This window comes from Clostridium kluyveri, from assembly GCF_001902295.1.
Lineage (GTDB): Bacteria > Bacillota > Clostridia > Clostridiales > Clostridiaceae > Clostridium_B > Clostridium_B kluyveri_B.
Genome location: NZ_CP018335.1, coordinates 3,753,111 through 3,775,889, shown reverse-complemented (window position 1 = coordinate 3,775,889; position 22,779 = coordinate 3,753,111). Strand labels below are relative to the sequence as shown.

Here is a 22,779-nt window from a genome sequence, read left to right as displayed (position 1 = left end):
AAAAATGCCTAGTGCTAACAAAACACCAAATATAGGATTAAACCAATGGCAGGGAAATGAATATCCCAAGAGGCAGGATTTTGTGGATGATAATGCTGCTGTTGATCTGGAAATAGTAAAAAAAGCATCTTCTACACAAGATGGAAGAATGGCTAAAGAAGATAAAGTAAAGCTTGATGGCATAAGTACAGGAGCAAATAAAGTAGAGCAGTCTAGTACTAATGGAAACATAAAAATAAATGGAACAGAAAAAACAGTTTACACTCATCCTGGAAGTGGTACCAATCCTCATGGAACTACAAAGAGTGATGTAGGACTGGGAAATGTAACAAATGATGCACAGGTAAAAAGAACTGAAATGGGAACTAATAATGGGGTAGCTACCTTAGATGCAAGTGGTGTAAATGCTCAGGCACCAAAGGTCCATACTCATACAAAATCACAGATAACGGATTTTCCAACTTCTATGCCAGCTGATGGAGGTAATGCGTCTACGGCAAATAAATTGGCTACAGCGAGAACTATATCATTAATAGGAGATGCCACAGGTTCTACTCCTTTTGATGGTTCTGCCAATAAGAGTATAACTGTGGTACTAGCTAACAGTGGAGCGACAGCAGGAACTTATACTAAACTTACTATAGATGCAAAAGGCAGGGTTATTTCTGCAACTAATTTAAGTGCTTCGGATATACCTAACCTTGATTGGTCAAAGATAGCATCTGGTAAACCAACTACATTAGCAGGGTACGGAGTAACAGATGCGGTGAGTAAATATATTGTATTACCTTCTGGAACAGACCTAAATACAGTCGTTACATCTGGTTTTTATAGACTTGATGCTACGTCACCTAATTATACTAATTTACCCCCAAATTCAAATGTTGGTTACGGACAATTAATTGTATCCCGAGGAGTTGATACTGCATTCCAAATTATCACAGGATATTCTAACAATGAATATTACATGAGGCAAGGGGCTAAAGGGGGAGGCACAGATACAAATTTTACAACTTGGCAGCCTTGGAGAAAATTATGGCATGATGGTAATTTTGATCCTGATACTAAAACAAAAAGAGTTATTTTGACAGGACAGCTTCAACTTACGAGTTATAGAAAATCCGTTATAGCATTATGTGAAGTTACTAATGATAATCCGAATTTGGATTCTTATAGTTCAGGAATAATCAGTTTTCATAGATATAATGGAACACTGGGGGCAGAAATAAATTCTTTATATGTAGGAGCTGAAAAAAAATATAATACCTCCAATATGAGTTATTTTGGTTTAGGATTGGGGAATAATATAGTAAATTTACGTCCATGCACTTTCACGTATAATGGGAAAAAATATGGTGGAGTTGAATTTTATTTTATGGCAGCACCTTCATCCACTATAGAATTTATGGGATCTTCAAATTTTAATATATTTGGTTTAGATTATTATGCTACAGATACATCTACAGTGTTAAATCAAGAGATATATGATTCTTTAGAATTTGATACTACAGTAAATAAATTGCCTAATCTAGTGTATAACAATGAAAAAGTCATCACGCGCGAAGAACAAGGAGGAATAAATTTATTATCTAATGGAAGTTTTGATAATGGATTAAATTCATGGACTAAAAATAATACTGCAACATTATCTATAATTTCAGATGAAAAATTCAGTAAGTGTTGTAAAATAGTTACTTCCGTTCAAGGCGGCGGTATTTATAATAGATCTCCTAGTGCTATTAAAAATGACGCAGGAACTTATGTCTATTCTGCGTGGTTAAAAGCAGATGCCCCTTTGACGATAGCTTTTGGCTTGGATAATAATCGACAAACTATAACTCTTACTACAGAATGGACGAGATATTATTTTATTCAAAATAAAAATCCTGGAGCAAATAATATATTATCAATTTTTAGTTGGGACACCAGTGGAAGTACAGTAACTTTTTATGTAGCAAATGCCCAAGTGGAAACTGGTACAATGATAACAGATTGGAAACCTTCTGTTGAAGATAATAAGACTTATTCAGATAATAAAATTTTAAGTTTAGGTACAACTACCAATTCGGGTAATGCTTATACCTTAACAGCTCCAACAGGGTTCACTTTACAAGATGGACAATTATTAGTAGTAAAATTTAATGCTGCAAGCACTGGAGCTATTACTGTAAATGTAGGGGGTACTGGTGCAAAAGCAGTAAAAGACTATTTTGGAAATGATGTCACAAATGTAAGGGCAAATTTACCAGCCAACTTAGTCTACGAAAGTAGTTCGGATTCTTTTATCTTACAGGGTAAAGGAGGTGGTGGAAATGCGGTAGCAGGAGATTTATTAAGTGGAAAAACTGCGACTGTAGATGCTGGACAAATAACTGGAACAATTCCTTCAAAATCTGCTCAGACATATACACCTGGAACAAGTAATCAAACAATTGCTTCTGGACAATATTTAGATGGAGTACAAACAATTTTAGGGGATGCCGCCTTGATAAGTGCGAATATAAAAGCAAATGCTAGTATCTTTAATGTTGCCGGGAAATCTACTGTAATAGAAACAACAGAATCTACAAATCCTATAGCAACAAATACCGTCAGAAGTGGAAAAAAAGGTTTTGTGAATGGCGCTGCAATAACTGGAGGTTTAGCAGTACAAGCAACAGGACCACAAACAGTTACGCCGGGAACTTCTGATATTGTGAAAGCAGCAGGAATTTATGATGGTCCGATTACTATAAAAGGGGATGCAGATTTAGTTAGTGCAAATATAAAGGCGGAAGCTAATATATTTGGAGTGGCGGGAAAAACTTCAGTCGTAGATACAGCAGATGCTACCGGGGTAGCAGGAGATGTATTATCTACTAAGACTGTTTATATAAATGGCGTTAAAACTACAGGAACTATGCCAAATAGGGGAGTTGTAACATTAACACCAGGAACAACAGACCAGACTATTTCTAATGGTTACCATAATGGTAGTGGTATAGTTAAGGGCGATGCAAATTTAAAGCCTGAAAATATAAGAGAAGATGTTGGCATGTTCGGGAAAATAGGTACATTAAAGCCATACGAATTAACAGCAGGAGATTCTAATGTATTATTTTTGGATTCACAGCAATATAATACTACTTCATATACAAGAGTAAAAGTCGGTAAAACAATAACTACAAACATAAAAGGGAAAATACGAATATCATTTGATCTACGCTGTGGTGGCAGCGCATCCCTGGGATATGAAGTAGATAAAAACGGTAGTCTTGTAACTAGCAATTCATACAATTCGACTTCATGGACAACGGAAACTATAGATGTAACTTGTAGTCAAGGAGATGTATTTGAATTTCTTATAAAGTCTTATAATGAAGATTATAATGCCTATATAAAAAACATCAAAGTATCAACAGACTTAGTAAGTCCACTTACAATAGCATAGGAGGATAAAAATGAATTTAGGAAGACGTATAGTATATGATAATCAGACAGGGAAAGTAATCTTAGACACAGGAGAACAGACAGATGCTACAGAAGAAAGACCTGTCTGGAATGGAATTACTTATATAGACTTAGAATATGGAGCTTATAAGGATGAATTTAGTAGAGTAATTAAATATCATGTAGATGTTGCAACAAAAGCAGTGGTGTTTGATGAACTTACACCTATACCTATAACAGCGGATGAACAGGCAACAATGCTTGCAAAAACACTCTTTAATTTCAATATAGCCTTTACTAATGATAATAAGAATGCAGATTTGGTAAGGGCTATTTTAGATGCGCTTAAATCATTGAATTTAGGAGGCGAATAAAGTGTTAAGCTATGACTTTTATAATATGTTTTATAAGACTGGAGCATTGATTATAGACGATTTAAAAATAGCAGTGCAGATCGGGGACTTAACAGCAGACCAATTTAAAGAAATTACAGGGCAGGACTATATAGCATAGTCTTTATAAACTACAAGGCAAAACAGGAGCTAGGGATAGCTTTTTTTATTTTGGCTGGAAAATATGGTACTATTAGGTTGTAATTGAAAACTTATGCGACGTAAATGCTTATTAATTTAAGTCTTTTTTATATCCAAAAATCTTAATGTTACGTAAATATTAAAGCAACGTAGAGGTGAAAAATATATGAATTTGACAACGGAAAAAGTATAAGAGCTTTAGAAGAATTTAAGGCTCTTTTTTAGTGTTTAAAAATAACTATAGGGGAGGTTTTTGTTTTTATATCTTTTAGTAAGATTCATTTATAGATAAAATATAATTGGGAAGTGATGATATGACAGGTGGAGAAATAATTAAGTTAATAAAAGAAATGAATTTAGAAGATGAAGAAATATATATTAATAGTGGTTTTACCGATAGTGGAGAATTTATGATATTTAATAGAATTAAAGACATAAAGAAAAGTGATGAATGGAATGGTAATAGATATTATATTGAGGAAGAATAGAGGATTTTTTAATATTTTGTAGAATTAGTAGAACTATAATATTAAATTATAATTCTAGGGAGTTAATATGAAAGATCATATAGAAAATTTAATTTTAGAATTTAGAAAAAAACATAATCCATTAAACACTATTCCTACTATGGAAATATTATCTATGCTGGAAAGATATAAAAAAATAGATTTAAAGAGAATATCAAATAAAAAATTGTTTAATCTAACCTTAGAAACAATACCGTGTTGTAATGTGGGTAGCCGTTCTTATATATCTGGTTCTAAATTTTATAGGGTAAGAGAATATTTTGGAAAAAACTATGAAAATATAAATGAACTTAGTTATAAACCCAAACACCTTGTTACTAAAATGGGTAGGTTAAATGACGTTGGAGAAAGTATGTTATATGTCTCAAATGACCAAATAACTCCTTTTTATGAGGTAAAGGCAAAAGTGGGAGGCAAATACACTGCTATTTGTTATGAAGTACGTGAAGGGTTAAAGCTATTAGCATATGTTATTGGTGGAGGAACAAATCCAAATGATACGTCTTTAAATGAACAAGGGAAAATAAATAGTACAATAATAGATCAATTTTTCTATACAGAGTTCACTAGAGATGTTGGTAAAGGTATAGAATATTTATATAGAATTTCTAATATGCTCGCGAAAAATTTTTTCGATATGCCGGGATGTGAGGCATACGAATATCCATCTGTTGCGTTAAATAGAAATAAAAACTTAGCAGTGAAACCAGAAGCAGTTGATAAAAAATTAAAAATAGTTTCAGTAGAAAATATAGAATTGAAAACTATATCAGAAAATGAAGTTGAGTTTAATAGGATAAGTATTGCAACTAGGATAAATGATAAAACTATAGAATATTATGATATCAAAAGATGAATTAAGCAGATTCTATTGAGCCTATAGAGTTTTGGAGAAATCCAGGGCTCTTTTTTAGTATTTAAAAATACTTACAGGAGGTGCTATATGAGTGAATGCTATGATGGGAAATTGTGTGAAGAGAAGCATGAACAAATAAAAGAAAAACTAGGAACGCATGATAAGAGGTTAGATAACCACTCTGATAGATTGGATGAGCTTGAACGAAACGAGACTGAGAATAGAACGGAAATTAGGAATTTAATAAAAAAGATGGATGATTTCATATCAACAATTAAATGGGGACTTGGCATATTTGTCACAGTCTCTATTTTTGTTATAGGAATTTTATTAAAAAAATAGGAGGCAGGTAATATGTTACCAATCACAAGAAAAATATCACCTTACAACCATTCAGCAGGGAATGACATTAAGTTTATAGTTATGCATGACACAGGAAATTATAAGGATACAGCTCTGGCAAATGCTACTTATTTCAATGGAGGGGATAGACAGGCTTCTGCACATTATTTTGTGGATGATACTTCCATATATCAGGTTGTGGAGGAAAATCAAGCAGCATGGCACTGCGGGGATGGCCACGACAAATATGGCATAGGAAATCATAATTCCATAGGTATTGAAATGTGCAATTCTGGTGGGTATATTTCCGATACAACCATAAATAATACTCTGGAGCTTGTAAGAAGTTTAATGAGTAAATATAGTGTTTCTATTAATAATGTAGTAAGACATTATGATGCAAGCAGGAAAGACTGTCCACATAATATGAGTGCTAATAACTGGGCTAAGTGGAATGATTTTAAGGCAAGATTAGCAAGTGGTACAAATGAACCAGTAAAACCAAATACACTTATAGAGCAAATTAAAGCCCTTCAATACAACTTGAATATTGATTATAATGCAGGGTTAGCTGTAGATGGAATAGCAGGTCCGGCTACTATGGCAGCATTGAAAGGAATACAGGATATTATTGTTAAAGGCCACAAGTCCAATGTAGTTTTATGGCTTCAACAGAAACTAGAACAATATGGCTATCTAAAAGAAAATTCCTATACTCAAATGTTGTATGACGAACCAACTTTCCAAGCAGTAACTGAACTCCAGAAGAACTGGGAGAGGTCAACGGATGGGGTTTTGAGGCCAGAGACATGGAGTATATTTTTGAATAATTAGGGAGCTGAAAGGCTCTCTTTTTAAATTATAAATTATGGAGGAATGAGAGATGAAAGAACAGATATTAAGCATGGGAGTACAGTTTATTATAGGGGTGTTTGGGATTATAGGTACTTTTGTGTTAAAGAAAGTTGCAGATGCAATAGAGGTACAGAAACAAGCTCTTGCAGCGAAAAAAGGAGCAGACAATTACAATCGTGCTCTTAGTGTTGCTAAGGGGTTGTACTATGTGCTGGAAGATGAATTTAAAGATTTAGTTAAGGCAGGAGATGCCAAAAGATCAGAAATGGAGAAAAGGCTGCTTGAAATAATACCAGGACTTACACAGAATGAACTGGATGCCATAAATAAAGAGGTATGCAATAGTGCTATCAAAATAGGACAAGAAATATTGACACCTATACAAGTTACCAATGTAACAAATACAGCAGTTGCAGAGGATAAAGCAGCAGAAAATACTATCCCTGAAGCAGCACAGAATTAATCTATTAGTGGTAACACCAGCAGCCTTATCATGTACCATATAAAGATAATTTATGAGTATAGTAGTTATTCATAACACAACTGCTGGTGTTAGACCCACTTACCAGTCCTTATTCCTGATTTACCATTGCCTTCCTGGATCATCTGCCATTGAGTTAACAGTTCCTTGAGGATAAAGAACTGAATAATGATCTAGTAAAGGATCTTTGTTATTGCTTTCGGACTGGGGAAATACAAATAATATTTTAAACTCTTTTGTTGCTACATAGCCAATTATTTCTTCACCATTGGATTTAACATCATATGCCGGAGTTCCAAATACCTCTTTTACCTTAGATAAAGTTATTTTCTTTATTCCACTGTCAAAGGATCTCACTTCAAATATTCGAGAGCCTTTATTAAATCCAAAAACTATATTGTGCTCTGAATACGTAGCATAATTTCCCTTAGCTGCAGGAACCCAATCGGTTTTATCAGGTTCTCCCCATTTTTCCTCGACATCTTCAATAACATTTATCTTATCAGCGAATTCACAGTTGATAACCTTTCCCTGCTTAGCTAACTGCATGATGTTTGGTAAAAATACTTCGGAAGAATCTTCTACGTTAGATGAATTATTGTGAGAACTATTAGATGGTTTATTAGTAGAAGATTTAGAATCTCCAGTATTAGAATTTTGTTTAGTACTGTCAATGACTTTTTCAGCATTATTAGAAGAGTTGTTTGCTGAATTAGATGTGCTAGAGCATCCTGTCATTAAAGTTACCAACATACTAAATATAATTATGCTCTTAGTAGATATACATTTCTTAAATGGAGTCATATGGTAATCCTCCTCATATAATAAGGCTAAGAATTTTCTTGTTCTTACCTTTATTATATAGTAAACTCATATTTTTAGTCTACGATTATATAAGATTAACAAAAAATTACATTTGCTTTTCAGTACATGACAAGGCTGCTAGTATTACCCCTATTAGTGGTCTTAACAGGCCACTATATTTTTGACTAATATGTAAAGGGTGCTTGATTGGACTCGTTTAAACAACTTTCTAATAATCTGTATTTTTGTAGTGCATATTCTAAAGCTAAACTATGGTTAAATCCAGCATTTCTAACTAATTCATACCTATATAACTGAGAGTTGTCCATATATTTTAAATCATTCTTTAATATATCATAATTATGTATTATAATCTTCTGTTTGTTATTGAAAGTTATTACCTCGGGTTGTTTTGCTCTTTTAATCTTATTAATAAATTCTTCAAAGTTCATTCTTAGATCATCCTCACATTTTCATCTCGTAATTATATAGAGAAAATACTCTTCTCTATATAATTACGTTTATTCAATAAGATTAAAGGGAGTAGGAATACATTTAATTTGTTCGTTGTTTTTTATTATTTAATTATCTTTGTAGTGTTTTACAACTATAGGTACCTATTGGAGCTAAAAGACACTTTAATAATTTTAAGCCTGCTGGATTTTCTGGCAGGTCTTATTTTTATTGTCAAGACTTGTCCTTTTTGGTAAAAAGCTATACAATAAAAAAGAAACCATGACGACTACCAATCTTAATGGTTTCTTAAAACAAAATGTATTCTTATTTATACTCCTATTATAGGACATTTAAATTAAGAATACAATATTATAATAGGAGTGAACTATATTGAATTATAATGATATTGCGGACTATGTGGAATATATGGAAAAAGAAATACAAAAAATGAATGATATAATAAATAAATTAAAAACGTGTAAAAAATCACATCAAGATTGGTATAATTCATCAATGAACGTTATATTAAAATCTAATATATCTGGAAATGGAACTCCTGAAATAAATAATATCAGAACTTTGAAAAATAATACAGATAGTCATTATAGAAATTTTAGACAAAAATTAATGCAAATTGATTTTATGAATATGTGGATCGCATTAGAAAAAATCAATGAAAATGGTAATAATGTGTATAACATATTAAAAATAGATAAATTTATAAATAATATGAAAGAAAATTATTTAAAGATTCATGATTTCAGAAGTATTAATGTTAATTCATCTCAAGATTATGCAAATATTATAAATACCATAGATTCTATGATTCATTATTATAATAAAATTATAATAGAAATAAATAATATAAAGTCGATTAGGGAATCGCTTAATGTAGGTACTGAACCAAGTAACTTTTCTATAAGATTATTAAATGAAGATAATAAATTTAATGCTACGTTAGAATCATTAAAAATTATAGAAAATATGTATAATATAATATGTTTAATTACAGGTATTTCAAATGAGGAATATCCGCTTAAATATAATAGGATTGAGTCAGGAACTGTGTTGGCCTCATTAATAGGGAATATTTCGGCGGTGGCAATTGTTGGTGGAGTCATAAAGTTTTCTTATGAAGTATACAAAGAACAGTTTAGTTGGAAAGCACGACAAGAAAAAATACAAGGAGATATAAAAGTTCGAGGAGAATATATTAAATTAATAAAAGAAACAGCTGAATTAAAGTTAGAATTAAATGATCCTGAATTACAGAATAAACTACAGGATTTAGAAAAATTAAATAGTGAACTATTTAAGAACAATCCTTCAATAATTCTAAATGGAGAAAAGATAGGTATACCTGAGTTAAAAAATAGCAAATTACCAGATGAATTTTTCTTAACTGGTAATTTATACAAAATTCAAGATAACGATAAATCATTTAATGAAAAATAATTATTAAAGTCTAAGGAGGTGAAAGTATGCTTAATTCATATGAAACAACTAGACTATTAATTAAAATAAAAATTGCTAGATTGGATTTATTAGTCTATAGATTTTTAAAGTTTGTTTTACCTCCAGTTTCTAACGCATATAAAAGAAATCTTCAAAATAGATTAAATGTATTAAATTCAGAAGTACTTAATAAGCTATCTTAAGAATTAACGGTTTCATTATGTTCTAATTGTAGAAAGCCCCAGGACCAAACCCAGGGCTTTCACCAATTAGAACAATAATGAGCAAGACTTTAAAGTATTCTTATGACATTAACCATTATAACCAACTTACTATATTTAAAACAAAAGAGAGCCACAACCCTCAAATCTTTTTCCAAGTATGATAGAACCAATCAGTTTTTTCTTACCGAACTGTCTTGCTACTTCTTCCTTAACTTTCTCATCATATATACAATCAGACTTATAGTTATTAGCAATTTCAAATACTTTATTGTACATTAAAGCAAATAATTCTCTATTAGACATTGCCATGCAACCACGCCTCCTTTTATTCCATTATACCAGATAATAGACACAGGGGAGAAATTGCTGGGGAAAGTAAGGTCAATGTGGTGAAGAGGGGCTTAGTAATACCCCTTTCTTTCTTTTACACTTTATAAAAAATAATCAATAGACATATTAAAAGTTTGGCATATCTTCTCCAAATTAACACGCTTAGGTTTTGATTTCCCTATTTCATATTTACATAAAGAAGAATAGCCTATAGAACAAACTTTAGCAAATTCACGTTGGGTATATCCTTTGATCATTCTTAATTTATAAATTTTTTGTGCAATTGTTCTTTCAGGAAGTGTATAATATACTGTAGAGGTAGAGTTTTCAATATCTTTAAATACATTTCTATATGTTGCAGTTTTGTTCATACTGCATGTGCTAGGTGAACAAAACTGCAACATAGTATTGGAAAAATCTATATCAGGCAATTCAATTTCTTCAAAATCATCTTTATCAGAGCCTATAAATTTTATAAATACTTTTCCGTTGTTGTTTTTGTCTCCGTACCAGTATATAACATCTATCAATGTATTAATAATTTGCTTTTGTTTGACACGTGGGAGCTCATCTATTACTGCACAATCACATAATATATTTTCTATTAGATCTAAGTTGATTTTTTCTACTTTATCCTTTTTACTTTCATCATCAAGAACAGTTAGCCTCTTTTCGATTTCTATGCATTCATTTTTTATAGATTTAATTTTATCAATCATTACATCTTCTATATCCTTACTTTTTGAAAGCATATTTAGTAGATTGTCGATTTGATTTTTCTTTTCGGTTAAAGCTTTATCTAGTAACATTTTTTCGCTTTTGCTATCATCTTTTAATTTAGAATTATAATTTTCTTTCAATCTGTCCATAAATTGTTTTTGTTCATTGCCTAGCTTTTTTAAACTTAACAATACTAAACTTTCAAGCTCTGCAGCTTTAGCATTTTTATTATCACAAAATTTCTTGTGTGATTTTCGTTTTAATGAGCATACATAATAAAAGAGTTTTTCTCCGGTAAGTTTAGAAACTCTGCCATGTTGTACTAACATATATTCTTTACACCGGCCACATTTTAATTTACCAGTTAATAAAGCATTATGGGTTTTACCTAATCTAGGGAAAGTATCTTTATTTCTATCAAATTGATTTTGAACCTTTAACCATAGTTCAGGCTCCAGTGCTCCCGTTATATTGCTTACAGAAGCAAAGCGTTCACTTTCGGGATTTAGGGATTTAGTACGCTTACCATTTCTTATTACTTGTCTAGTTTTATTATATGTGAGTAGAGAATGAATATTATCTGCTTCACCATAAATATTCCATCCATTCGATTCCAAATATCCAATTACTGCCGCATTAGCTTTTACATATATAGGATTCTGGAGGATGATTTTTAAAGTAGATTTTTCAAATAAAATATTATTTTTTGATTTTATTTGATTTTCAGTCATATATACTTCTAACTTATGGAGGCTACCAACTTCTAAATATTTTTCATATAAAAATTTAACAAAGTCCATTTCTTCCTTATTTATTTCAAGAATAGAAAATTCTCTTTCTAAACCAGATTTATCTCTGTATTTTTTTCTTTTAGAAGTAAATCCTAAGGGTATTTTCCCTCCGGTCCATCTACCATTCTTAGCTAACTCAAGCATATTATCTTTTACACGTTCTGCGATCGTCTCTCTTTCTAACTGTGCAAAGACACTGGCAATATATATCATAGCCTTTCCCATAGGTGTAGAAGTGTCAAACTGCTCCTTTATACTTATAAAACTTACATTGTAATTTTGCAATAATTCTAAAGTAGAGGAAAAATCAGATACATTTCTGCTGATACGATCCAATCTGTAACATACTAAATAATTTATTTTTTTAAGTTTTATGTCTTGAATTAGTTTTTTAAATTGAGGCCTGTTTATTGTGCTGCCACTAAAGCCTTCATCTTCATAAATTAAAAAATCAACATCTCCCTCTAAATGATTTATAATATACTGTTTACACATTTCTATTTGATTTTCTACAGAATCCCCCTTGCCGGTAAACTTTGATTTTCTGCTGTATATAGCTACCTTTAGCATTACTTTTAACCCCCTTTGTAGCATTTATTTTATTATATCATTTTTTACAAACTTAAAATTATTTAGTGTGAAGTAACAATATTAGTAAGTCTAACATAACATAAGATGGATATGTCTTTAATACAGGAGTTGTTTGAATGTATTCAGTTATTATCTCAATTCCAAAGAATAAAGAAGAACTGAAAAAAAGATATGCAGAACTTCTTGCAGATGCAGTGACAGAAGAACTGACATATGAGGAGCTTGGATATTTAATCTCTGAATTTGATAGGAGAGAAAATATTAAAAATACTAAATAAATTACTTAAAAGAGGATAAAATGATTAACTATAGCTACATAAACATCTTATAATTTGATTTTAAAATTAAGGTTAAACAAGTTTAAATTTAATATAATTGTGGTATAATATATTTAAAAGAAGCCGTTACGGTTTTTAAAGTTAACTATTTTTAGCGTTTAAAAATGCACTTTGTAGGAAAGGTGCATTTTTAGTTTTTTGAGTTTTTATCTTCAGCAGTTATAGAAATTTCATTTTCAGTTAACTTGTGAACTGAAGACTTACCTTTGATTTCAAGTCTATCTTTTAAATATGTTCCTATAATCACCATAGCTGTTAAGCCAAGTGATGTGACACATATAAATCCTAATGCAATGATAGTTTCACTCAAATTTGCCACCTCCTCTGCTGTCTATTAACCGCAACGACCTCTTTGTAAGAGATAAATTCCGGAAGGTGACTAACTAAAAACATTTTTATTCTCTTGGTAAATATTATACCATATTTTAGTTACTTTTCTATGTAAGAGCTTTATCTATTTAATCCATTCTAAACTTTATCACAAACTTAGTTTTTCCTGGAATACTTTCTACGGATATAGTCCCATTATTTTTTTCAACTAATTGTTTAATAATATACAATCCGAATCCATGAAGATCATTTTGTTTAACTTTTGTAGAAAAACCTCTATTGAAAATTTTTTCTATTATATTTTCAGGGATAACATCCCCATTGTCGGCTATCTCAATACAAAAGTTTGTGTCTTCCTTAAAAGTGGTGATGGATATTTCTTTATTTCCAACATCTGATTTAGTGAATGCTTCAAATGCATTGTCTATAAGATTACTCATAATACTTATCAATTCGTCTTCTCTAATTTTTATTGAGCTGAAAGGTTCATCAATTATAACTTTAAAATCAATATTGTTTTTCATTGCATAGTTATTTTTTATGGATAACATACCATCTATGTAATCATTTCCTGTATCCAAATACCTAAAAGAGGAATGTATTGTACCTGAAATTTTTCGTACATAACTATCTATCTTCTCTACGGTATCAGGCTTGTTTAATAAACACAGTCCTTGTATAACATTTATATGGTTGGCAAAATCATGTTTTTCTTGCCTTATGATACTTATTATTTCCTCCATATTTTTAATTTGCTGCTCTTGGATTTTATAATTGATATTTATATTTACGGCCAGCTGTCTTTCTTTTAAGCTTCTGAATTTTGCCACTAAAAATATAAAATAAATTATAAAAATAATAATATTATAGGTTTCGATATTTTTTATATGGAAAATACCAAAGTTAACACAAAATATGAATGTAGAAAATACACCTAATTCAATTATTAAGTTGGCGAAAATAGCCCCTTCTTTTTCAAATAATTTAAGTTTAGTAAAATATGAGTTAAATTTTAAAATCATTGCTACAATAAAAATTTGTAATAACTTTGAAATTAAAATAATGCTCGATAAATATGTAGAATTTGAAACTAGTTGATTTAAATTTACTTTTAATATAAATAGTTCAATTATTTCAATAAGAAATTCTGTACTGAAAACTATTGTAAAAAGCAAGCAAACTATAATTGTAGAATCAAAAATTCTTATTTTTGTAATGTAAGAAAGTAATAAAATATATAAAATTATAAGAATTAAAGAGTGATAAGTTAATGTTACATTGAATGTAATACAATAAGCTATAAAAACATATAGTATACAAAATAATACTGATCTAATCTTATGCTGTATTATAAATTTCTTTTTATTATATAATGCTTGAAAAATTCCTAAAAGAAGTAATGCTTCAATAATATCCAGTATTATTTCTCTTGCAATCAAGTACATATGAATTCCTCCTTTGTTTTTTTAAGATATTTTATAAATGCTGTAGGTTAATATTCTTACGTTTTTATAGAAATTTTAACTACAACATTTATAAAAAATTAATTGATTATCTTAGAAATTCATCAGGACATTTTGGCTGATGGCCAACACCTATTGATGTTGGAACTATAACTATTGTTGCTAGAAATAGAAACAACGAACCTACTATTTTCATACTTTTCCTTAATAGCCTTTCTTTGGAGAATTTCATTTGCCATATACCTCCTTAAAACGTTTTAATGTATAAATTCTACAAGATATTCAATTTTCCTGCTATATTTTACAAAAGAAATAAAATTTAAGAAAATTAAGTTTTATTTCTTGAAAGTTTGATAGATTTTTATAAGAATTTTATAAATTCTTATAGTTTAATAATGTATCTTTTGTATAAATATTATGTCCTAAATAATTAGATTTTTTATCACTTTTAGGAGGATTTTAGAAATATACGTAGAAATACCTAGTGTGAAAGTTTATTAAAGGAAAATAAGGGGGATAAATCAAAATGAAAAGACTTGTTAATAAACTTCTTTTTGTAATTGTAATTTTTACGTTTTTAACTTCAGTAGCAGGATGTTCGGATGATACCAAAACTAGCTCCAATAGTAGTACCTCAACACAGCAAAGCGCATCTAAAACTACATCTACCAAGAACACGACTGCGGATACTTCTAAATCTCCAATACAATTAGAAACAGTTAGTGTAACTAAAGGAATAGATGGAGATACAATCGGAGTAACAACAAAAGATGGTCAATATCAAAAGGTCAGATTAATAGGGGTGAATACTCCAGAAAGTACAACACAACATGAAGAATATGGAGAAGAAGCCTCTAACTATACCAAGTCACAATTAGTAGGAAAAACCGTATATCTTGAGAAAGATACAGGGGATACAGATACTTATGGCAGACTTTTAAGGTATGTATGGATTCAGCCGCCTACTGAAATAACGGATGATGAAATAACGGATGATGAAATTAGAAATAAGATGTTTAATGCTATATTAGCTTACAATGGATATGCTCAGCAGATGACTGTACAACCTAATGTAAAATATGCCGAATATTTTAAGAATTTCTGTGCAAATGCTAGAGATAGCAGCAGGGGATTATGGGCAATAAATATAAATGGAACTACAAAGGGGGATACCATAGCTCAAGTAAATAATAGCAGTGCCGGAAGCGATATTGGGACAAGCACATCTAGTACCAGTCAAATTAGTGATAGCAGTAGTGCTGGAAATAGTAGTTCGGATCAAAGCAATAGTTCTGCAACACAGCAAAGCACTGTACAGCAAAGTGCTTCGTCAGATAATCAGGGAACAACAGTATATATAACACCCACAGGTCACAAGTACCATAATGCTGGTTGCAGAACAATAAAAAACAGTTCTACGGCTGTATTCTTATCAGAAGCAAAAGCAGAAGGCTATGAACCTTGTAAAGTATGTAATCCACCACAATAAAGGATGAGTTTTTAAAATGTAAAAAATAGAGTATAATTTATTAATATTAGTAGATCTCTATATATGAAAGGAGGAATTTCATGGTAAGTAATACATCAATTATGTTCTTAATTATATCTCTAATTATTTCAGTTGGGTTACCTTTAGTGTTAGTAGCTTACTTTTATAAAAAGTATAAAATATCAATAAAATGTGTATTTATAGGAGTATTAATATTTATAATATTTTCTCAGGTTTTAGAAAAAGCATTACATTATTTTGTATTAACAAAGAACCCTAACACCGTAGCATTATTAAAGAATCCATGGCTATTTATGATTTATGGAGGACTTGCAGCAGGAATATTTGAAGAAGTGGGTAGATATATTGGTTTTAAGTTTTTACTTAAAGATCAAAGAGAATGGAAAGATGGAATTGCCTATGGTATAGGCCATGGTGGAATAGAGGCTATATTAATAGGTGGAGTTGCAGGTATACAAAATATAGTATATTCAAATTTAATAAACTCTGGTACTTTTGAAAAAGTTCTTAGTGCTAAGATTCCTGTTAGTATGTTAGCATCAATAAAAAATAGCTTAGAGAACACTCCATATTATATGTTTGGGTTTATAGGTATAGAAAGAATGCTGGTACTGCCATTACATATAGCTCTATCTCTTGTGGTGTTATATGGAATTAAAAAAGGGAAGAAAATATATCTTTTATATGCTATAATAATCCATGCTATAATTGATTTTCCTGCTGCTTTGTATCAAGCAGGAAAGATCAAAAGTATATTTTTAATAGAGGGTATAGTTTTAGTAGTCGCTATTATATCTTTAATTTTCATCATTAAATCAAAGGTTTCATTTGACAAAACTTCTTCTGAAAAGGTGTATTAAAACGGCATGAATAACTAAAGAACAAGGATATTGTATAATTTATAAGATTAAAGGAGCCATATAAAAGGCTCCTTTATTTATCTGAATCTCTAATTTTAATTAATATATCTATTTAACACCTCAATTAATTTATCTGAATATGAGTATAAATCATCTAAAGAATTTAATTCATATTTTGTATGAGTTTTATCTTCATTAGGTAATGTCAGTATTTTTTTTACGTTAATATATAATCTACAAATCCATTTTCTTGTATTATTATCAAATAAGATTCCAAAATATGATTCGGTATCTTTGTATGTAATATGTGATAAATCAACGTTGTTTCGGAGAATCGATTTTATTATTGCGTATGCTTCGAGTTCTTCTACTGTAGTGAGAATTTTGTGCTTATCTTCAGCAACATCCTCTGTAACAGCAATCTCTTCTTTTGATGTATTAGTAACTTCTGAATCTGTTCCTTTCAATGTTTCCCTAAATTTATCACTCATAGTTTCATTAATAAATTGGTTAAGTGATTTTTTTACTATGGGAATAAATTTTTCTATAATGGAAGATGTTCTTCTGCCTTCATATATTTCTCCTAATATATAATTAGCAAAATCTTCGGATGGTTTCTCTATTTGTTTTTTTAGAAAATCCTTTATAAGGCTTGTATATTTTAAATCAGATGCAGAATTAATGATTGCATCTACATCAAGTTCATCTTTAGAAAATCGTTTTAAGTATTCAATGGAGCTATCTTTTAAATCAAATAAATTAATTTCAAAGAATGGTTTTTCATCCATTTTATTTGGTTCATCTAAATCTGCGTAAAATCTATATTTTATACCATTAGTTAAAATTCCGAATTTGGCTGATGATGTGGTATAATATCTAAAAAGTTGAGAACCATGTTTATCAAGATTATCATTGCAGTCTTTTGCCTCTACAAGAATTGTAGGAATTCCGTTTATGAGAATTGCATAATCAACTTTTTCCCCTTTTTTCACACCATAATCAGCGTCAAATTCAGGACAAAATTCAAGAGGATTGAATACATCATATCCTAACATTTGAAAAAATGGTAATATTAATGACTGCTTGGTTGCCTCTTCTGTTTTAATCTGAGTTACTAACATTTCAGCTCTATCTGATAATGCTTGTATTTTTTCTTTGATTTCCATTTAAATCTATCCTTCCCTGTGTATTATATATTTATCAAATTTATATTCAACTAGTTTTTTAGGGACTCCAAAATATGATGCGACTTGGCTTGTGCACATGTTTTCTAAATAGCATTTGTCAATTTCAGCTTCATCAATTAAAAGTTCTGCTGCGAATTTATTAGCTTCTATTTCAACTCTACCTCTAGGGAAGAGTGTGTATTCATGTATGTATGAGGTTTGATTACTAGAATGTAGTAAGGCGTGTCCTAATTCGTGTGCTAATACTAATCTTTGTATGAATTCATCTAGATTTGAGTTTACTATTACAAATTTTTTACCTAAGTCTTTTTTAAAAAATCCCATAGTTTTTTTAAAAGGTCTTTTAATTATTGTTATTTTTAATTCCCTTGCAAGTTTTTCAGGATCTCTTGTGCCGTATTTTTGAATTAAGTGTTTAACTCTTGCATGAATATTTATCATCAGACCACCTACTTACCTTCTTTAGGTTTTCTTTTATTCATTGCTTTAGCCTTCCAAAATATTTCTGCCATTGTATCTAATATTTCTTTTTTATCCTCTTCGTCAAATTCATCATTCATAAAGAAAGCTTCATTTGCTTTTTTCATATGTTCTAAATATTGCTTTTTATCACGAGAAGTAATTTTGTATTTATCTGTATATTCCTTTGGAATATTGATTTCTGGTTCTTTTTTATCGGTATTACCCAGAAGATAATCTAAGGATACGTTAAAATATTTGGCCAATTGGTTTATAAAATCTGCATTTGGAGTTCTCAAATTATTTTCATACCTCGATAAAGTAGATTTAGTTGTATTTAAAACTTTTGCTAATTCTTCTAATGTTATATTTTTTTCTGCTCTAAGTTCTTTCATTCTTTGATTAAAAGTTGCCATAATAACACCTCTTTAAAATTATAATAGCATGTAGTTGCCAAAAATAAAATCTAAGTTGCCAAAAATAAAATATTTCTTATTAAAAGTTATTGACAAGTTGCCAAATGTATAATACAATAAAGTTACCATATGGATAACAAAAAGAAATGAGGTGAAAGTATTGGAAAAGAGAAAGGCTAACTTTAAATTAAAAGGGTTAAGAGTGGAAAATAATTTAAAGCAGTCTGATATAGCTAGGAAAATTGGCATATCAGAGTCTACGTATAACAGGAAAGAAAATGGGTATGCCGATTTTTCGGAGAGTGAGATGTATAAGATTAGCAAAATTTTTAAAAAAGATCCTGCTTTTATCTTCTTTAATAATATTTTTTTTGATGATAAAGTTGCCAAACAGATAACAAAGGAAACTCAAAAGGAGGTCGTGTGATGGATGCGGAGATCCATCTACCTAATACCCTTAAGAAAAGCTATGTCGGTCATGTTCTTGCCAGCAACAGCTTCTACCATAGTTAAATCTTTTGATATGGCATCAACTTTACCCTCAACTGATGCAACCCTGTGGTTGAGTTGATCAAGTAAAGCTTTATGTTCTTGTGAATTATGCTCAAGAGCTTTGAGTATTTGAGTGTTTTCAGATGTTTGAGCTTCAAGTTTATCAAGACGTTCATTGGTCTTATTCTGAGAGTCAAGTATTTGTTGCAATAGTTTTTCGGTAGAAGACATTTATATCATATCCTTTCAGAATTTATTTTAGGGATTGTATGAACTTAGATAATAATTCTAATTGCTCTGGAGTAAGGTCACGAATAGTATCAAGTAGATTTCTTATTTCAGGAGTAATAGAAGATGAATTGAAGAAATCACTAATACTTATTCCAAAATAGTTGCATATTTTAAATAGATTATCTAAAGATGGTAATTTATTTCCATTTTCAATTTGAGTTATATATGAGTTTGATAAACCTAAATCAAGGCTTAATTTTCTACTAGAGATATTTTTACTTAATCTTAATTCAGTTATTCTTTTAGCGACAAAAGTTACATCATTCATAATATACCTGCTTTCTAATAGTTAGCACACTTAAGTTTATTTTATTAATTTTTATCCTTTTAAACAATGTAATTAATATAAATGCTAACTTTTAGTAAATATTTATATTGACATGCTAACTTAAAGTAAGTATAATGTAATTAAAGTTAGGAGGTGCATTTAAAAATGAACCTAAAAAATAATATTAAAAAATATAGAGCACAAAAAAATTTATCGCAAAGAGAGCTGGCAGAAAAAGCAGAAGTAACCCCTGCATATATAGCATTATTGGAAACTGGGGATAGGGAGAATCCATCCACAAATATATTGCTAAAAATATCCCAAGCCTTAGAAGTATCAGTAAGTAAGTTGCTGGGGTTGGATGAAACAGAACCAACTCAAAAAGAAGTAGTATAGCCAACTCATTTAATTAAATATACCAAATTTCAAGGTAGATATAAATATACCAAAATCTACATTTTAAAAAATATCTATCAAAGATTCCACAGCGAAGGGAGGTGACATAAAGAATGATAGGAACTGCGATAAAGGAAGCCAGGGAAGAGAAAGGAATGACACAGCAGGAATTAGGACAATTAAGTTTTTTATCAGACAAGACAATTTCAGCAATAGAAACAGGCAGAAGAAATCTTACAAAAGATAATTTAAGAATTATATGTAAGGAGTTGGACAATCCCTTTATATATTTTCAAGCTGTTAGTGAAGTAACGGGAGATGTATTTAATATTAATTGGCTAGATGGAGAAGCTGCTGACTTACATAGGGCAGCAGTAAGAGAAAAAGCAATGGAAGAACTTGACGAAGCAGTACAGGCCATATCTTTAGTTAAAACTTCTAAGAATCCCAAAACATGCATTATGGAAGATGTTCAAAACATAGTTGAAAGTATTCAAGAAACCATAGATGTATATAACGCAAGTGCAATCTATATAGCAGTCATGTGTAAGGAATTTAATTTAAACATTCAGGAAATGTTTAAAGTTCAGAAAGAAAAGCTCATTAGTAGAAAATACATCAAAAGATAGGAGGTACTTATATGTATTCAGCAGTTGTATCACTACCGAAGGACAGGACAGAACTTGTTAAAAAGTTTTCTATACTTCTTGCAGATGCTGTATCCGAGGAATTAACGCATGAGGAGCTTGGATACTTGATATCTGAATTTGATAGGAGGCAGGGAAGCAAAGAAAGGCAGGTAACAAAATGACCAACTCAAGAAAAATCAAGATAGGTGTAAGTTCTTCTGTAGCAAGTCTAGATGATGAAGAATACACATTAAAGGAGTTAGGATTAAGTGAAAATGCAACTGAGGAAGAAATTACAAAAGCTGTATTTGACATGGTTTGCGACTATTTAGACTGGGGATGGAGTGAGATTGAGCATGACCAACCCAAGAAAAATTAAAATAGGTGTATTTGCAGGAACACAGGTAACACGCAGAGAATTGGCTCAAAGCATTATTCAAGAACTATGTTACCCGCATGAAAACATTGATTACTATACTGATAATTTAGGGAGTCTACCCTTAGATGAATATTCGAAAGAATTGGAGAGTATGGAACGACCATGCAGGAGAAGGAGGAGGCGAAACATAAATGGAAGATATTGTTGAAGTATATAAACCACCAGAACACACTCTTCAGCCTTGCCCGTTTTGTGGCAGTAAAGAGATTGTATTTATTTCGTATAAAACTGAATTTGGGTTGCGTTGGAAAGTTGTATGTTTGAACTGTATAGCAAATATTGACCCCGGTTGGGTACAGGAAAAGGGATATTTATGGGAGTTGTGGAACAGACGAGCAGTTAGAAAAGAAGGAGGAAAGTAAATGTTTGATGCTACCGAGGTAAAAGGATTTAGCAAATTAAATGATGCAGACAAGGAGCTTTTCAAAAGGTTCTGCAAAAGATTTTATGATGCATGGGAGTATCCGAAGGAACACGCACCAGTGAAAATACAAAGAGTAAAGGATTATCTGAAAGTAACTTTAAAGGATGGTATGTGGTTGCATATTACTAAGAATTGCGAGTGGTATTAGATATGGTGAAGGATAGGAGGAAAATGAATGCAAGTCTATGATTTTTATATAACTCCTGAAGAATATGAAGAGGCAGCTAAGATTGGCATAACTAAAAAGACTTTAGATAAAAGGATAAGGTACAGAGGGTGGGATAAAGAAAAAGCTGTGACAACACCGCCACTTACTAGAAAAGAATATCCCAAAGAGATTTTAGAACTTGCTAAAAGAAATGGTGTATGCATTAGCACTTTAAGAACACGCGTTAATAAATTAGGATGGGATATGTATAAAGCTGCAACAGAGCCTATTGAAGATAAAAGGATAACAGTATCAAGAGCTTATTCAAAGAATAGAAAGCTTCCAAAAAAATATCTTGAAACAGCTCGGGCAAATGGAATATCTGACCATGCATTTTATGACAGAGTGACAAAATATAAATGGAACTTAGAAGATGCTTCAACTAAGCCAATAATGACTCCAAGTGAAATTGGGTTAATGACTAAGGAAAAGAGGCAAAAAAGTCTAGACTTAATATTTGCTAAAAGTAGGGCAAGAAAGCAGGTTCAGTTATGATAAAACAATTGTTTCAGAACGCTGGCGTTAAAGTAACAGACACAGAGTTTAGAGAAATAATGCAAATTACTACAGATGATATAAGGGAAAACCGAATGAAGTTCGGTAAAAAGACAAGTTTACAGCAGATGTTTACTATTGCGAAAAGAAGTTTAAAAGTGCTGATGAGTGCTTGAAGGG

35 protein-coding genes are annotated in these 22,779 nt (G+C 30.7%); 23 read left to right on the top strand and 12 right to left on the bottom strand.

Annotated features, from left to right (window positions below):
• Window positions 1-4 precede the first annotated feature (4 nt).
• From BS101_RS24025 to BS101_RS18285, 8 genes are all read left to right on the top strand, one after another.
• On the top strand, window positions 5-3,430 hold the full coding sequence (locus BS101_RS24025) for a hypothetical protein (protein ID WP_073540123.1): 3,426 nt from the start codon (window positions 5-7) through the stop codon (window positions 3,428-3,430).
• Window positions 3,431-3,440: 10 nt separating this feature from the next.
• Window positions 3,441-3,803, top strand: coding sequence for a hypothetical protein (locus tag BS101_RS18310; protein ID WP_073540122.1), 363 nt, complete (start codon window positions 3,441-3,443; stop codon window positions 3,801-3,803).
• A 1-nt stretch (window position 3,804) separates the two neighbouring features.
• Window positions 3,805-3,942, top strand: a complete 138-nt coding sequence (locus BS101_RS18305) for an XkdX family protein (RefSeq protein ID WP_083585767.1) — start codon at window positions 3,805-3,807, stop codon at window positions 3,940-3,942.
• Between the two features lie 334 nt (window positions 3,943-4,276).
• Entirely contained in the window at window positions 4,277-4,450 is a 174-nt protein-coding gene (locus BS101_RS22985) for a hypothetical protein (RefSeq protein ID WP_156876088.1), read from the top strand.
• Between the two features lie 67 nt (window positions 4,451-4,517).
• Window positions 4,518-5,345: a hypothetical protein gene (locus BS101_RS18300; RefSeq protein ID WP_073540121.1), complete on the top strand. Its 828-nt coding sequence runs from the start codon at window positions 4,518-4,520 to the stop codon at window positions 5,343-5,345.
• Window positions 5,346-5,432: 87 nt separating this feature from the next.
• The gene (locus BS101_RS18295; protein WP_073540120.1) at window positions 5,433-5,687 is read left to right on the top strand and encodes a hemolysin XhlA family protein; all 255 of its coding nucleotides are present in this window, start codon (window positions 5,433-5,435) and stop codon (window positions 5,685-5,687) included.
• 12 nt (window positions 5,688-5,699) lie between these two features.
• Entirely contained in the window at window positions 5,700-6,521 is an 822-nt protein-coding gene (locus BS101_RS18290) for a peptidoglycan recognition protein family protein (RefSeq protein ID WP_073540119.1), read from the top strand.
• Between the two features lie 49 nt (window positions 6,522-6,570).
• A complete protein-coding gene (locus tag BS101_RS18285; protein WP_073540118.1) occupies window positions 6,571-7,005 on the top strand; it encodes a hypothetical protein in 435 nt (144 codons plus the stop codon).
• A gap of 120 nt (window positions 7,006-7,125) precedes the next feature.
• Here BS101_RS18285 and BS101_RS18280 read toward each other — a convergent pair whose 3' ends face one another.
• Window positions 7,126-7,827, bottom strand: coding sequence for a YjgB family protein (locus BS101_RS18280; protein WP_073540117.1), 702 nt, complete (start codon window positions 7,825-7,827; stop codon window positions 7,126-7,128).
• A 185-nt stretch (window positions 7,828-8,012) separates the two neighbouring features.
• Window positions 8,013-8,279, bottom strand: a complete 267-nt coding sequence (locus BS101_RS18275; RefSeq protein WP_073540116.1) for a hypothetical protein — start codon at window positions 8,277-8,279, stop codon at window positions 8,013-8,015.
• Window positions 8,280-8,673: 394 nt separating this feature from the next.
• On the opposite strand from BS101_RS18275, the gene BS101_RS18270 reads away from it, so the two are divergent.
• On the top strand, window positions 8,674-9,738 hold the full coding sequence (locus BS101_RS18270) for a hypothetical protein (RefSeq protein ID WP_073540115.1): 1,065 nt from the start codon (window positions 8,674-8,676) through the stop codon (window positions 9,736-9,738).
• A 26-nt stretch (window positions 9,739-9,764) separates the two neighbouring features.
• Window positions 9,765-9,941 (top strand): hypothetical protein, encoded by a 177-nt coding sequence (locus BS101_RS22980; RefSeq protein ID WP_156876087.1) that lies wholly within the window; start codon window positions 9,765-9,767, stop codon window positions 9,939-9,941.
• A 135-nt stretch (window positions 9,942-10,076) separates the two neighbouring features.
• Here BS101_RS22980 and BS101_RS23490 read toward each other — a convergent pair whose 3' ends face one another.
• Together BS101_RS23490 and BS101_RS18260 are read right to left on the bottom strand one after the other, a co-directional pair.
• Window positions 10,077-10,271 carry a hypothetical protein gene (locus BS101_RS23490; RefSeq protein ID WP_198039631.1) on the bottom strand — a complete coding sequence of 65 codons (195 nt, stop codon included), beginning with the start codon at window positions 10,269-10,271 and terminating at the stop codon, window positions 10,077-10,079.
• 122 nt (window positions 10,272-10,393) lie between these two features.
• Complete coding sequence (locus BS101_RS18260) at window positions 10,394-12,373, bottom strand: recombinase family protein (protein WP_198039513.1); 1,980 nt, start codon at window positions 12,371-12,373, stop codon at window positions 10,394-10,396.
• 137 nt (window positions 12,374-12,510) lie between these two features.
• Between BS101_RS18260 and BS101_RS23485 the strand changes: the two genes are divergently transcribed.
• On the top strand, window positions 12,511-12,672 hold the full coding sequence (locus BS101_RS23485) for a hypothetical protein (RefSeq protein ID WP_198039512.1): 162 nt from the start codon (window positions 12,511-12,513) through the stop codon (window positions 12,670-12,672).
• Between the two features lie 190 nt (window positions 12,673-12,862).
• Here BS101_RS23485 and BS101_RS18250 read toward each other — a convergent pair whose 3' ends face one another.
• From BS101_RS18250 to BS101_RS18240, 3 genes are all read right to left on the bottom strand, one after another.
• The gene (locus BS101_RS18250; protein WP_242951329.1) at window positions 12,863-13,051 is read right to left on the bottom strand and encodes a hypothetical protein; all 189 of its coding nucleotides are present in this window, start codon (window positions 13,049-13,051) and stop codon (window positions 12,863-12,865) included.
• Window positions 13,052-13,190: 139 nt separating this feature from the next.
• Entirely contained in the window at window positions 13,191-14,507 is a 1,317-nt protein-coding gene (locus BS101_RS18245) for a sensor histidine kinase (RefSeq protein WP_073540113.1), read from the bottom strand.
• Window positions 14,508-14,613: 106 nt separating this feature from the next.
• The gene (locus BS101_RS18240) at window positions 14,614-14,757 is read right to left on the bottom strand and encodes a cyclic lactone autoinducer peptide (protein WP_073540112.1); all 144 of its coding nucleotides are present in this window, start codon (window positions 14,755-14,757) and stop codon (window positions 14,614-14,616) included.
• A 294-nt stretch (window positions 14,758-15,051) separates the two neighbouring features.
• Here BS101_RS18240 and BS101_RS18235 point away from each other — a divergent pair, with 294 nt between their 5' ends.
• Window positions 15,052-16,014, top strand: coding sequence for a thermonuclease family protein (locus BS101_RS18235; RefSeq protein WP_156876086.1), 963 nt, complete (start codon window positions 15,052-15,054; stop codon window positions 16,012-16,014).
• A gap of 80 nt (window positions 16,015-16,094) precedes the next feature.
• On the top strand, window positions 16,095-16,895 hold the full coding sequence (locus tag BS101_RS18230; protein WP_073540110.1) for a YhfC family intramembrane metalloprotease: 801 nt from the start codon (window positions 16,095-16,097) through the stop codon (window positions 16,893-16,895).
• Between the two features lie 95 nt (window positions 16,896-16,990).
• On the opposite strand, the gene BS101_RS18225 is transcribed toward BS101_RS18230, so the two are convergent.
• Genes BS101_RS18225 through BS101_RS18215 form a run of 3 tightly spaced genes read right to left on the bottom strand, consistent with a single transcriptional unit; the run spans window position 16,991 to window position 18,957 of the window.
• The gene (locus BS101_RS18225; RefSeq protein ID WP_073540109.1) at window positions 16,991-18,061 is read right to left on the bottom strand and encodes a type I restriction endonuclease; all 1,071 of its coding nucleotides are present in this window, start codon (window positions 18,059-18,061) and stop codon (window positions 16,991-16,993) included.
• Window positions 18,062-18,067: 6 nt separating this feature from the next.
• A complete protein-coding gene (locus BS101_RS18220; RefSeq protein WP_073540108.1) occupies window positions 18,068-18,523 on the bottom strand; it encodes an ImmA/IrrE family metallo-endopeptidase in 456 nt (151 codons plus the stop codon).
• Between the two features lie 8 nt (window positions 18,524-18,531).
• Window positions 18,532-18,957 carry a helix-turn-helix domain-containing protein gene (locus BS101_RS18215; protein WP_073540107.1) on the bottom strand — a complete coding sequence of 142 codons (426 nt, stop codon included), beginning with the start codon at window positions 18,955-18,957 and terminating at the stop codon, window positions 18,532-18,534.
• A 151-nt stretch (window positions 18,958-19,108) separates the two neighbouring features.
• Between BS101_RS18215 and BS101_RS18210 the strand changes: the two genes are divergently transcribed.
• Window positions 19,109-19,384, top strand: a complete 276-nt coding sequence (locus BS101_RS18210) for a helix-turn-helix transcriptional regulator (RefSeq protein ID WP_347472794.1) — start codon at window positions 19,109-19,111, stop codon at window positions 19,382-19,384.
• Between the two features lie 17 nt (window positions 19,385-19,401).
• Here BS101_RS18210 and BS101_RS18205 read toward each other — a convergent pair whose 3' ends face one another.
• Both BS101_RS18205 and BS101_RS18200 read right to left on the bottom strand, forming a co-directional pair.
• Complete coding sequence (locus BS101_RS18205; protein ID WP_073540105.1) at window positions 19,402-19,680, bottom strand: hypothetical protein; 279 nt, start codon at window positions 19,678-19,680, stop codon at window positions 19,402-19,404.
• Between the two features lie 22 nt (window positions 19,681-19,702).
• On the bottom strand, window positions 19,703-20,008 hold the full coding sequence (locus BS101_RS18200) for a helix-turn-helix domain-containing protein (protein ID WP_073540104.1): 306 nt from the start codon (window positions 20,006-20,008) through the stop codon (window positions 19,703-19,705).
• A 165-nt stretch (window positions 20,009-20,173) separates the two neighbouring features.
• Here BS101_RS18200 and BS101_RS18195 point away from each other — a divergent pair, with 165 nt between their 5' ends.
• The 9 genes from BS101_RS18195 (at window position 20,174) to BS101_RS18165 (ending at window position 22,775) form a co-directional block, all read left to right on the top strand.
• Window positions 20,174-20,404, top strand: a complete 231-nt coding sequence (locus tag BS101_RS18195; protein ID WP_073540103.1) for a helix-turn-helix transcriptional regulator — start codon at window positions 20,174-20,176, stop codon at window positions 20,402-20,404.
• 113 nt (window positions 20,405-20,517) lie between these two features.
• On the top strand, window positions 20,518-21,033 hold the full coding sequence (locus tag BS101_RS18190; protein WP_073540102.1) for a helix-turn-helix domain-containing protein: 516 nt from the start codon (window positions 20,518-20,520) through the stop codon (window positions 21,031-21,033).
• 11 nt (window positions 21,034-21,044) lie between these two features.
• Window positions 21,045-21,215: a hypothetical protein gene (locus BS101_RS23480; RefSeq protein WP_198039511.1), complete on the top strand. Its 171-nt coding sequence runs from the start codon at window positions 21,045-21,047 to the stop codon at window positions 21,213-21,215.
• Window positions 21,212-21,412: a hypothetical protein gene (locus tag BS101_RS18185; protein WP_073540101.1), complete on the top strand. Its 201-nt coding sequence runs from the start codon at window positions 21,212-21,214 to the stop codon at window positions 21,410-21,412. Before BS101_RS23480 ends, BS101_RS18185 begins: the two co-directional genes overlap by 4 nt.
• Window positions 21,390-21,620 (top strand): hypothetical protein, encoded by a 231-nt coding sequence (locus BS101_RS18180; RefSeq protein WP_073540100.1) that lies wholly within the window; start codon window positions 21,390-21,392, stop codon window positions 21,618-21,620. Before BS101_RS18185 ends, BS101_RS18180 begins: the two co-directional genes overlap by 23 nt.
• Complete coding sequence (locus BS101_RS22975; protein WP_156876085.1) at window positions 21,604-21,834, top strand: Lar family restriction alleviation protein; 231 nt, start codon at window positions 21,604-21,606, stop codon at window positions 21,832-21,834. The genes BS101_RS18180 and BS101_RS22975 overlap by 17 nt, the downstream gene beginning before the upstream one ends.
• Window positions 21,835-22,044, top strand: coding sequence for a hypothetical protein (locus BS101_RS22970; protein ID WP_156876084.1), 210 nt, complete (start codon window positions 21,835-21,837; stop codon window positions 22,042-22,044).
• Between the two features lie 27 nt (window positions 22,045-22,071).
• The gene (locus tag BS101_RS18170) at window positions 22,072-22,599 is read left to right on the top strand and encodes a hypothetical protein (RefSeq protein ID WP_073540099.1); all 528 of its coding nucleotides are present in this window, start codon (window positions 22,072-22,074) and stop codon (window positions 22,597-22,599) included.
• Window positions 22,596-22,775 (top strand): hypothetical protein, encoded by a 180-nt coding sequence (locus BS101_RS18165; RefSeq protein WP_073540098.1) that lies wholly within the window; start codon window positions 22,596-22,598, stop codon window positions 22,773-22,775. The genes BS101_RS18170 and BS101_RS18165 overlap by 4 nt, the downstream gene beginning before the upstream one ends.
• The last annotated feature ends 4 nt before the right edge of the window (window positions 22,776-22,779 follow it).

Coding starts and splice junctions, on each gene's coding strand:
- BS101_RS22975 (WP_156876085.1), top strand. CDS start 21,604: ATGGAAGATATTGTTGAAGTATATAAACCACCAGAACACACTCTTCAG.
- BS101_RS18295 (WP_073540120.1), top strand. CDS start 5,433: ATGAGTGAATGCTATGATGGGAAATTGTGTGAAGAGAAGCATGAACAA.
- BS101_RS22970 (WP_156876084.1), top strand. CDS start 21,835: ATGTTTGATGCTACCGAGGTAAAAGGATTTAGCAAATTAAATGATGCA.
- BS101_RS18220 (WP_073540108.1), bottom strand. CDS start 18,523: ATGATAAATATTCATGCAAGAGTTAAACACTTAATTCAAAAATACGGC.
- BS101_RS18285 (WP_073540118.1), top strand. CDS start 6,571: ATGAAAGAACAGATATTAAGCATGGGAGTACAGTTTATTATAGGGGTG.
- BS101_RS22980 (WP_156876087.1), top strand. CDS start 9,765: ATGCTTAATTCATATGAAACAACTAGACTATTAATTAAAATAAAAATT.
- BS101_RS23480 (WP_198039511.1), top strand. CDS start 21,045: ATGTATTCAGCAGTTGTATCACTACCGAAGGACAGGACAGAACTTGTT.
- BS101_RS18225 (WP_073540109.1), bottom strand. CDS start 18,061: ATGGAAATCAAAGAAAAAATACAAGCATTATCAGATAGAGCTGAAATG.
- BS101_RS18205 (WP_073540105.1), bottom strand. CDS start 19,680: ATGTCTTCTACCGAAAAACTATTGCAACAAATACTTGACTCTCAGAAT.
- BS101_RS18195 (WP_073540103.1), top strand. CDS start 20,174: ATGAACCTAAAAAATAATATTAAAAAATATAGAGCACAAAAAAATTTA.
- BS101_RS23485 (WP_198039512.1), top strand. CDS start 12,511: ATGTATTCAGTTATTATCTCAATTCCAAAGAATAAAGAAGAACTGAAA.
- BS101_RS18165 (WP_073540098.1), top strand. CDS start 22,596: ATGATAAAACAATTGTTTCAGAACGCTGGCGTTAAAGTAACAGACACA.
- BS101_RS18235 (WP_156876086.1), top strand. CDS start 15,052: ATGAAAAGACTTGTTAATAAACTTCTTTTTGTAATTGTAATTTTTACG.
- BS101_RS18275 (WP_073540116.1), bottom strand. CDS start 8,279: ATGAACTTTGAAGAATTTATTAATAAGATTAAAAGAGCAAAACAACCC.
- BS101_RS18260 (WP_198039513.1), bottom strand. CDS start 12,373: ATGCTAAAGGTAGCTATATACAGCAGAAAATCAAAGTTTACCGGCAAG.
- BS101_RS18215 (WP_073540107.1), bottom strand. CDS start 18,957: ATGGCAACTTTTAATCAAAGAATGAAAGAACTTAGAGCAGAAAAAAAT.
- BS101_RS22985 (WP_156876088.1), top strand. CDS start 4,277: ATGACAGGTGGAGAAATAATTAAGTTAATAAAAGAAATGAATTTAGAA.
- BS101_RS18240 (WP_073540112.1), bottom strand. CDS start 14,757: ATGAAATTCTCCAAAGAAAGGCTATTAAGGAAAAGTATGAAAATAGTA.
- BS101_RS18170 (WP_073540099.1), top strand. CDS start 22,072: ATGCAAGTCTATGATTTTTATATAACTCCTGAAGAATATGAAGAGGCA.
- BS101_RS18230 (WP_073540110.1), top strand. CDS start 16,095: ATGGTAAGTAATACATCAATTATGTTCTTAATTATATCTCTAATTATT.
- BS101_RS18290 (WP_073540119.1), top strand. CDS start 5,700: ATGTTACCAATCACAAGAAAAATATCACCTTACAACCATTCAGCAGGG.
- BS101_RS18245 (WP_073540113.1), bottom strand. CDS start 14,507: ATGTACTTGATTGCAAGAGAAATAATACTGGATATTATTGAAGCATTA.
- BS101_RS18300 (WP_073540121.1), top strand. CDS start 4,518: ATGAAAGATCATATAGAAAATTTAATTTTAGAATTTAGAAAAAAACAT.
- BS101_RS18180 (WP_073540100.1), top strand. CDS start 21,390: ATGACCAACCCAAGAAAAATTAAAATAGGTGTATTTGCAGGAACACAG.
- BS101_RS18200 (WP_073540104.1), bottom strand. CDS start 20,008: ATGAATGATGTAACTTTTGTCGCTAAAAGAATAACTGAATTAAGATTA.
- BS101_RS18310 (WP_073540122.1), top strand. CDS start 3,441: ATGAATTTAGGAAGACGTATAGTATATGATAATCAGACAGGGAAAGTA.
- BS101_RS18185 (WP_073540101.1), top strand. CDS start 21,212: ATGACCAACTCAAGAAAAATCAAGATAGGTGTAAGTTCTTCTGTAGCA.
- BS101_RS24025 (WP_073540123.1), top strand. CDS start 5: ATGCCTAGTGCTAACAAAACACCAAATATAGGATTAAACCAATGGCAG.
- BS101_RS23490 (WP_198039631.1), bottom strand. CDS start 10,271: ATGGCAATGTCTAATAGAGAATTATTTGCTTTAATGTACAATAAAGTA.
- BS101_RS18280 (WP_073540117.1), bottom strand. CDS start 7,827: ATGACTCCATTTAAGAAATGTATATCTACTAAGAGCATAATTATATTT.
- BS101_RS18190 (WP_073540102.1), top strand. CDS start 20,518: ATGATAGGAACTGCGATAAAGGAAGCCAGGGAAGAGAAAGGAATGACA.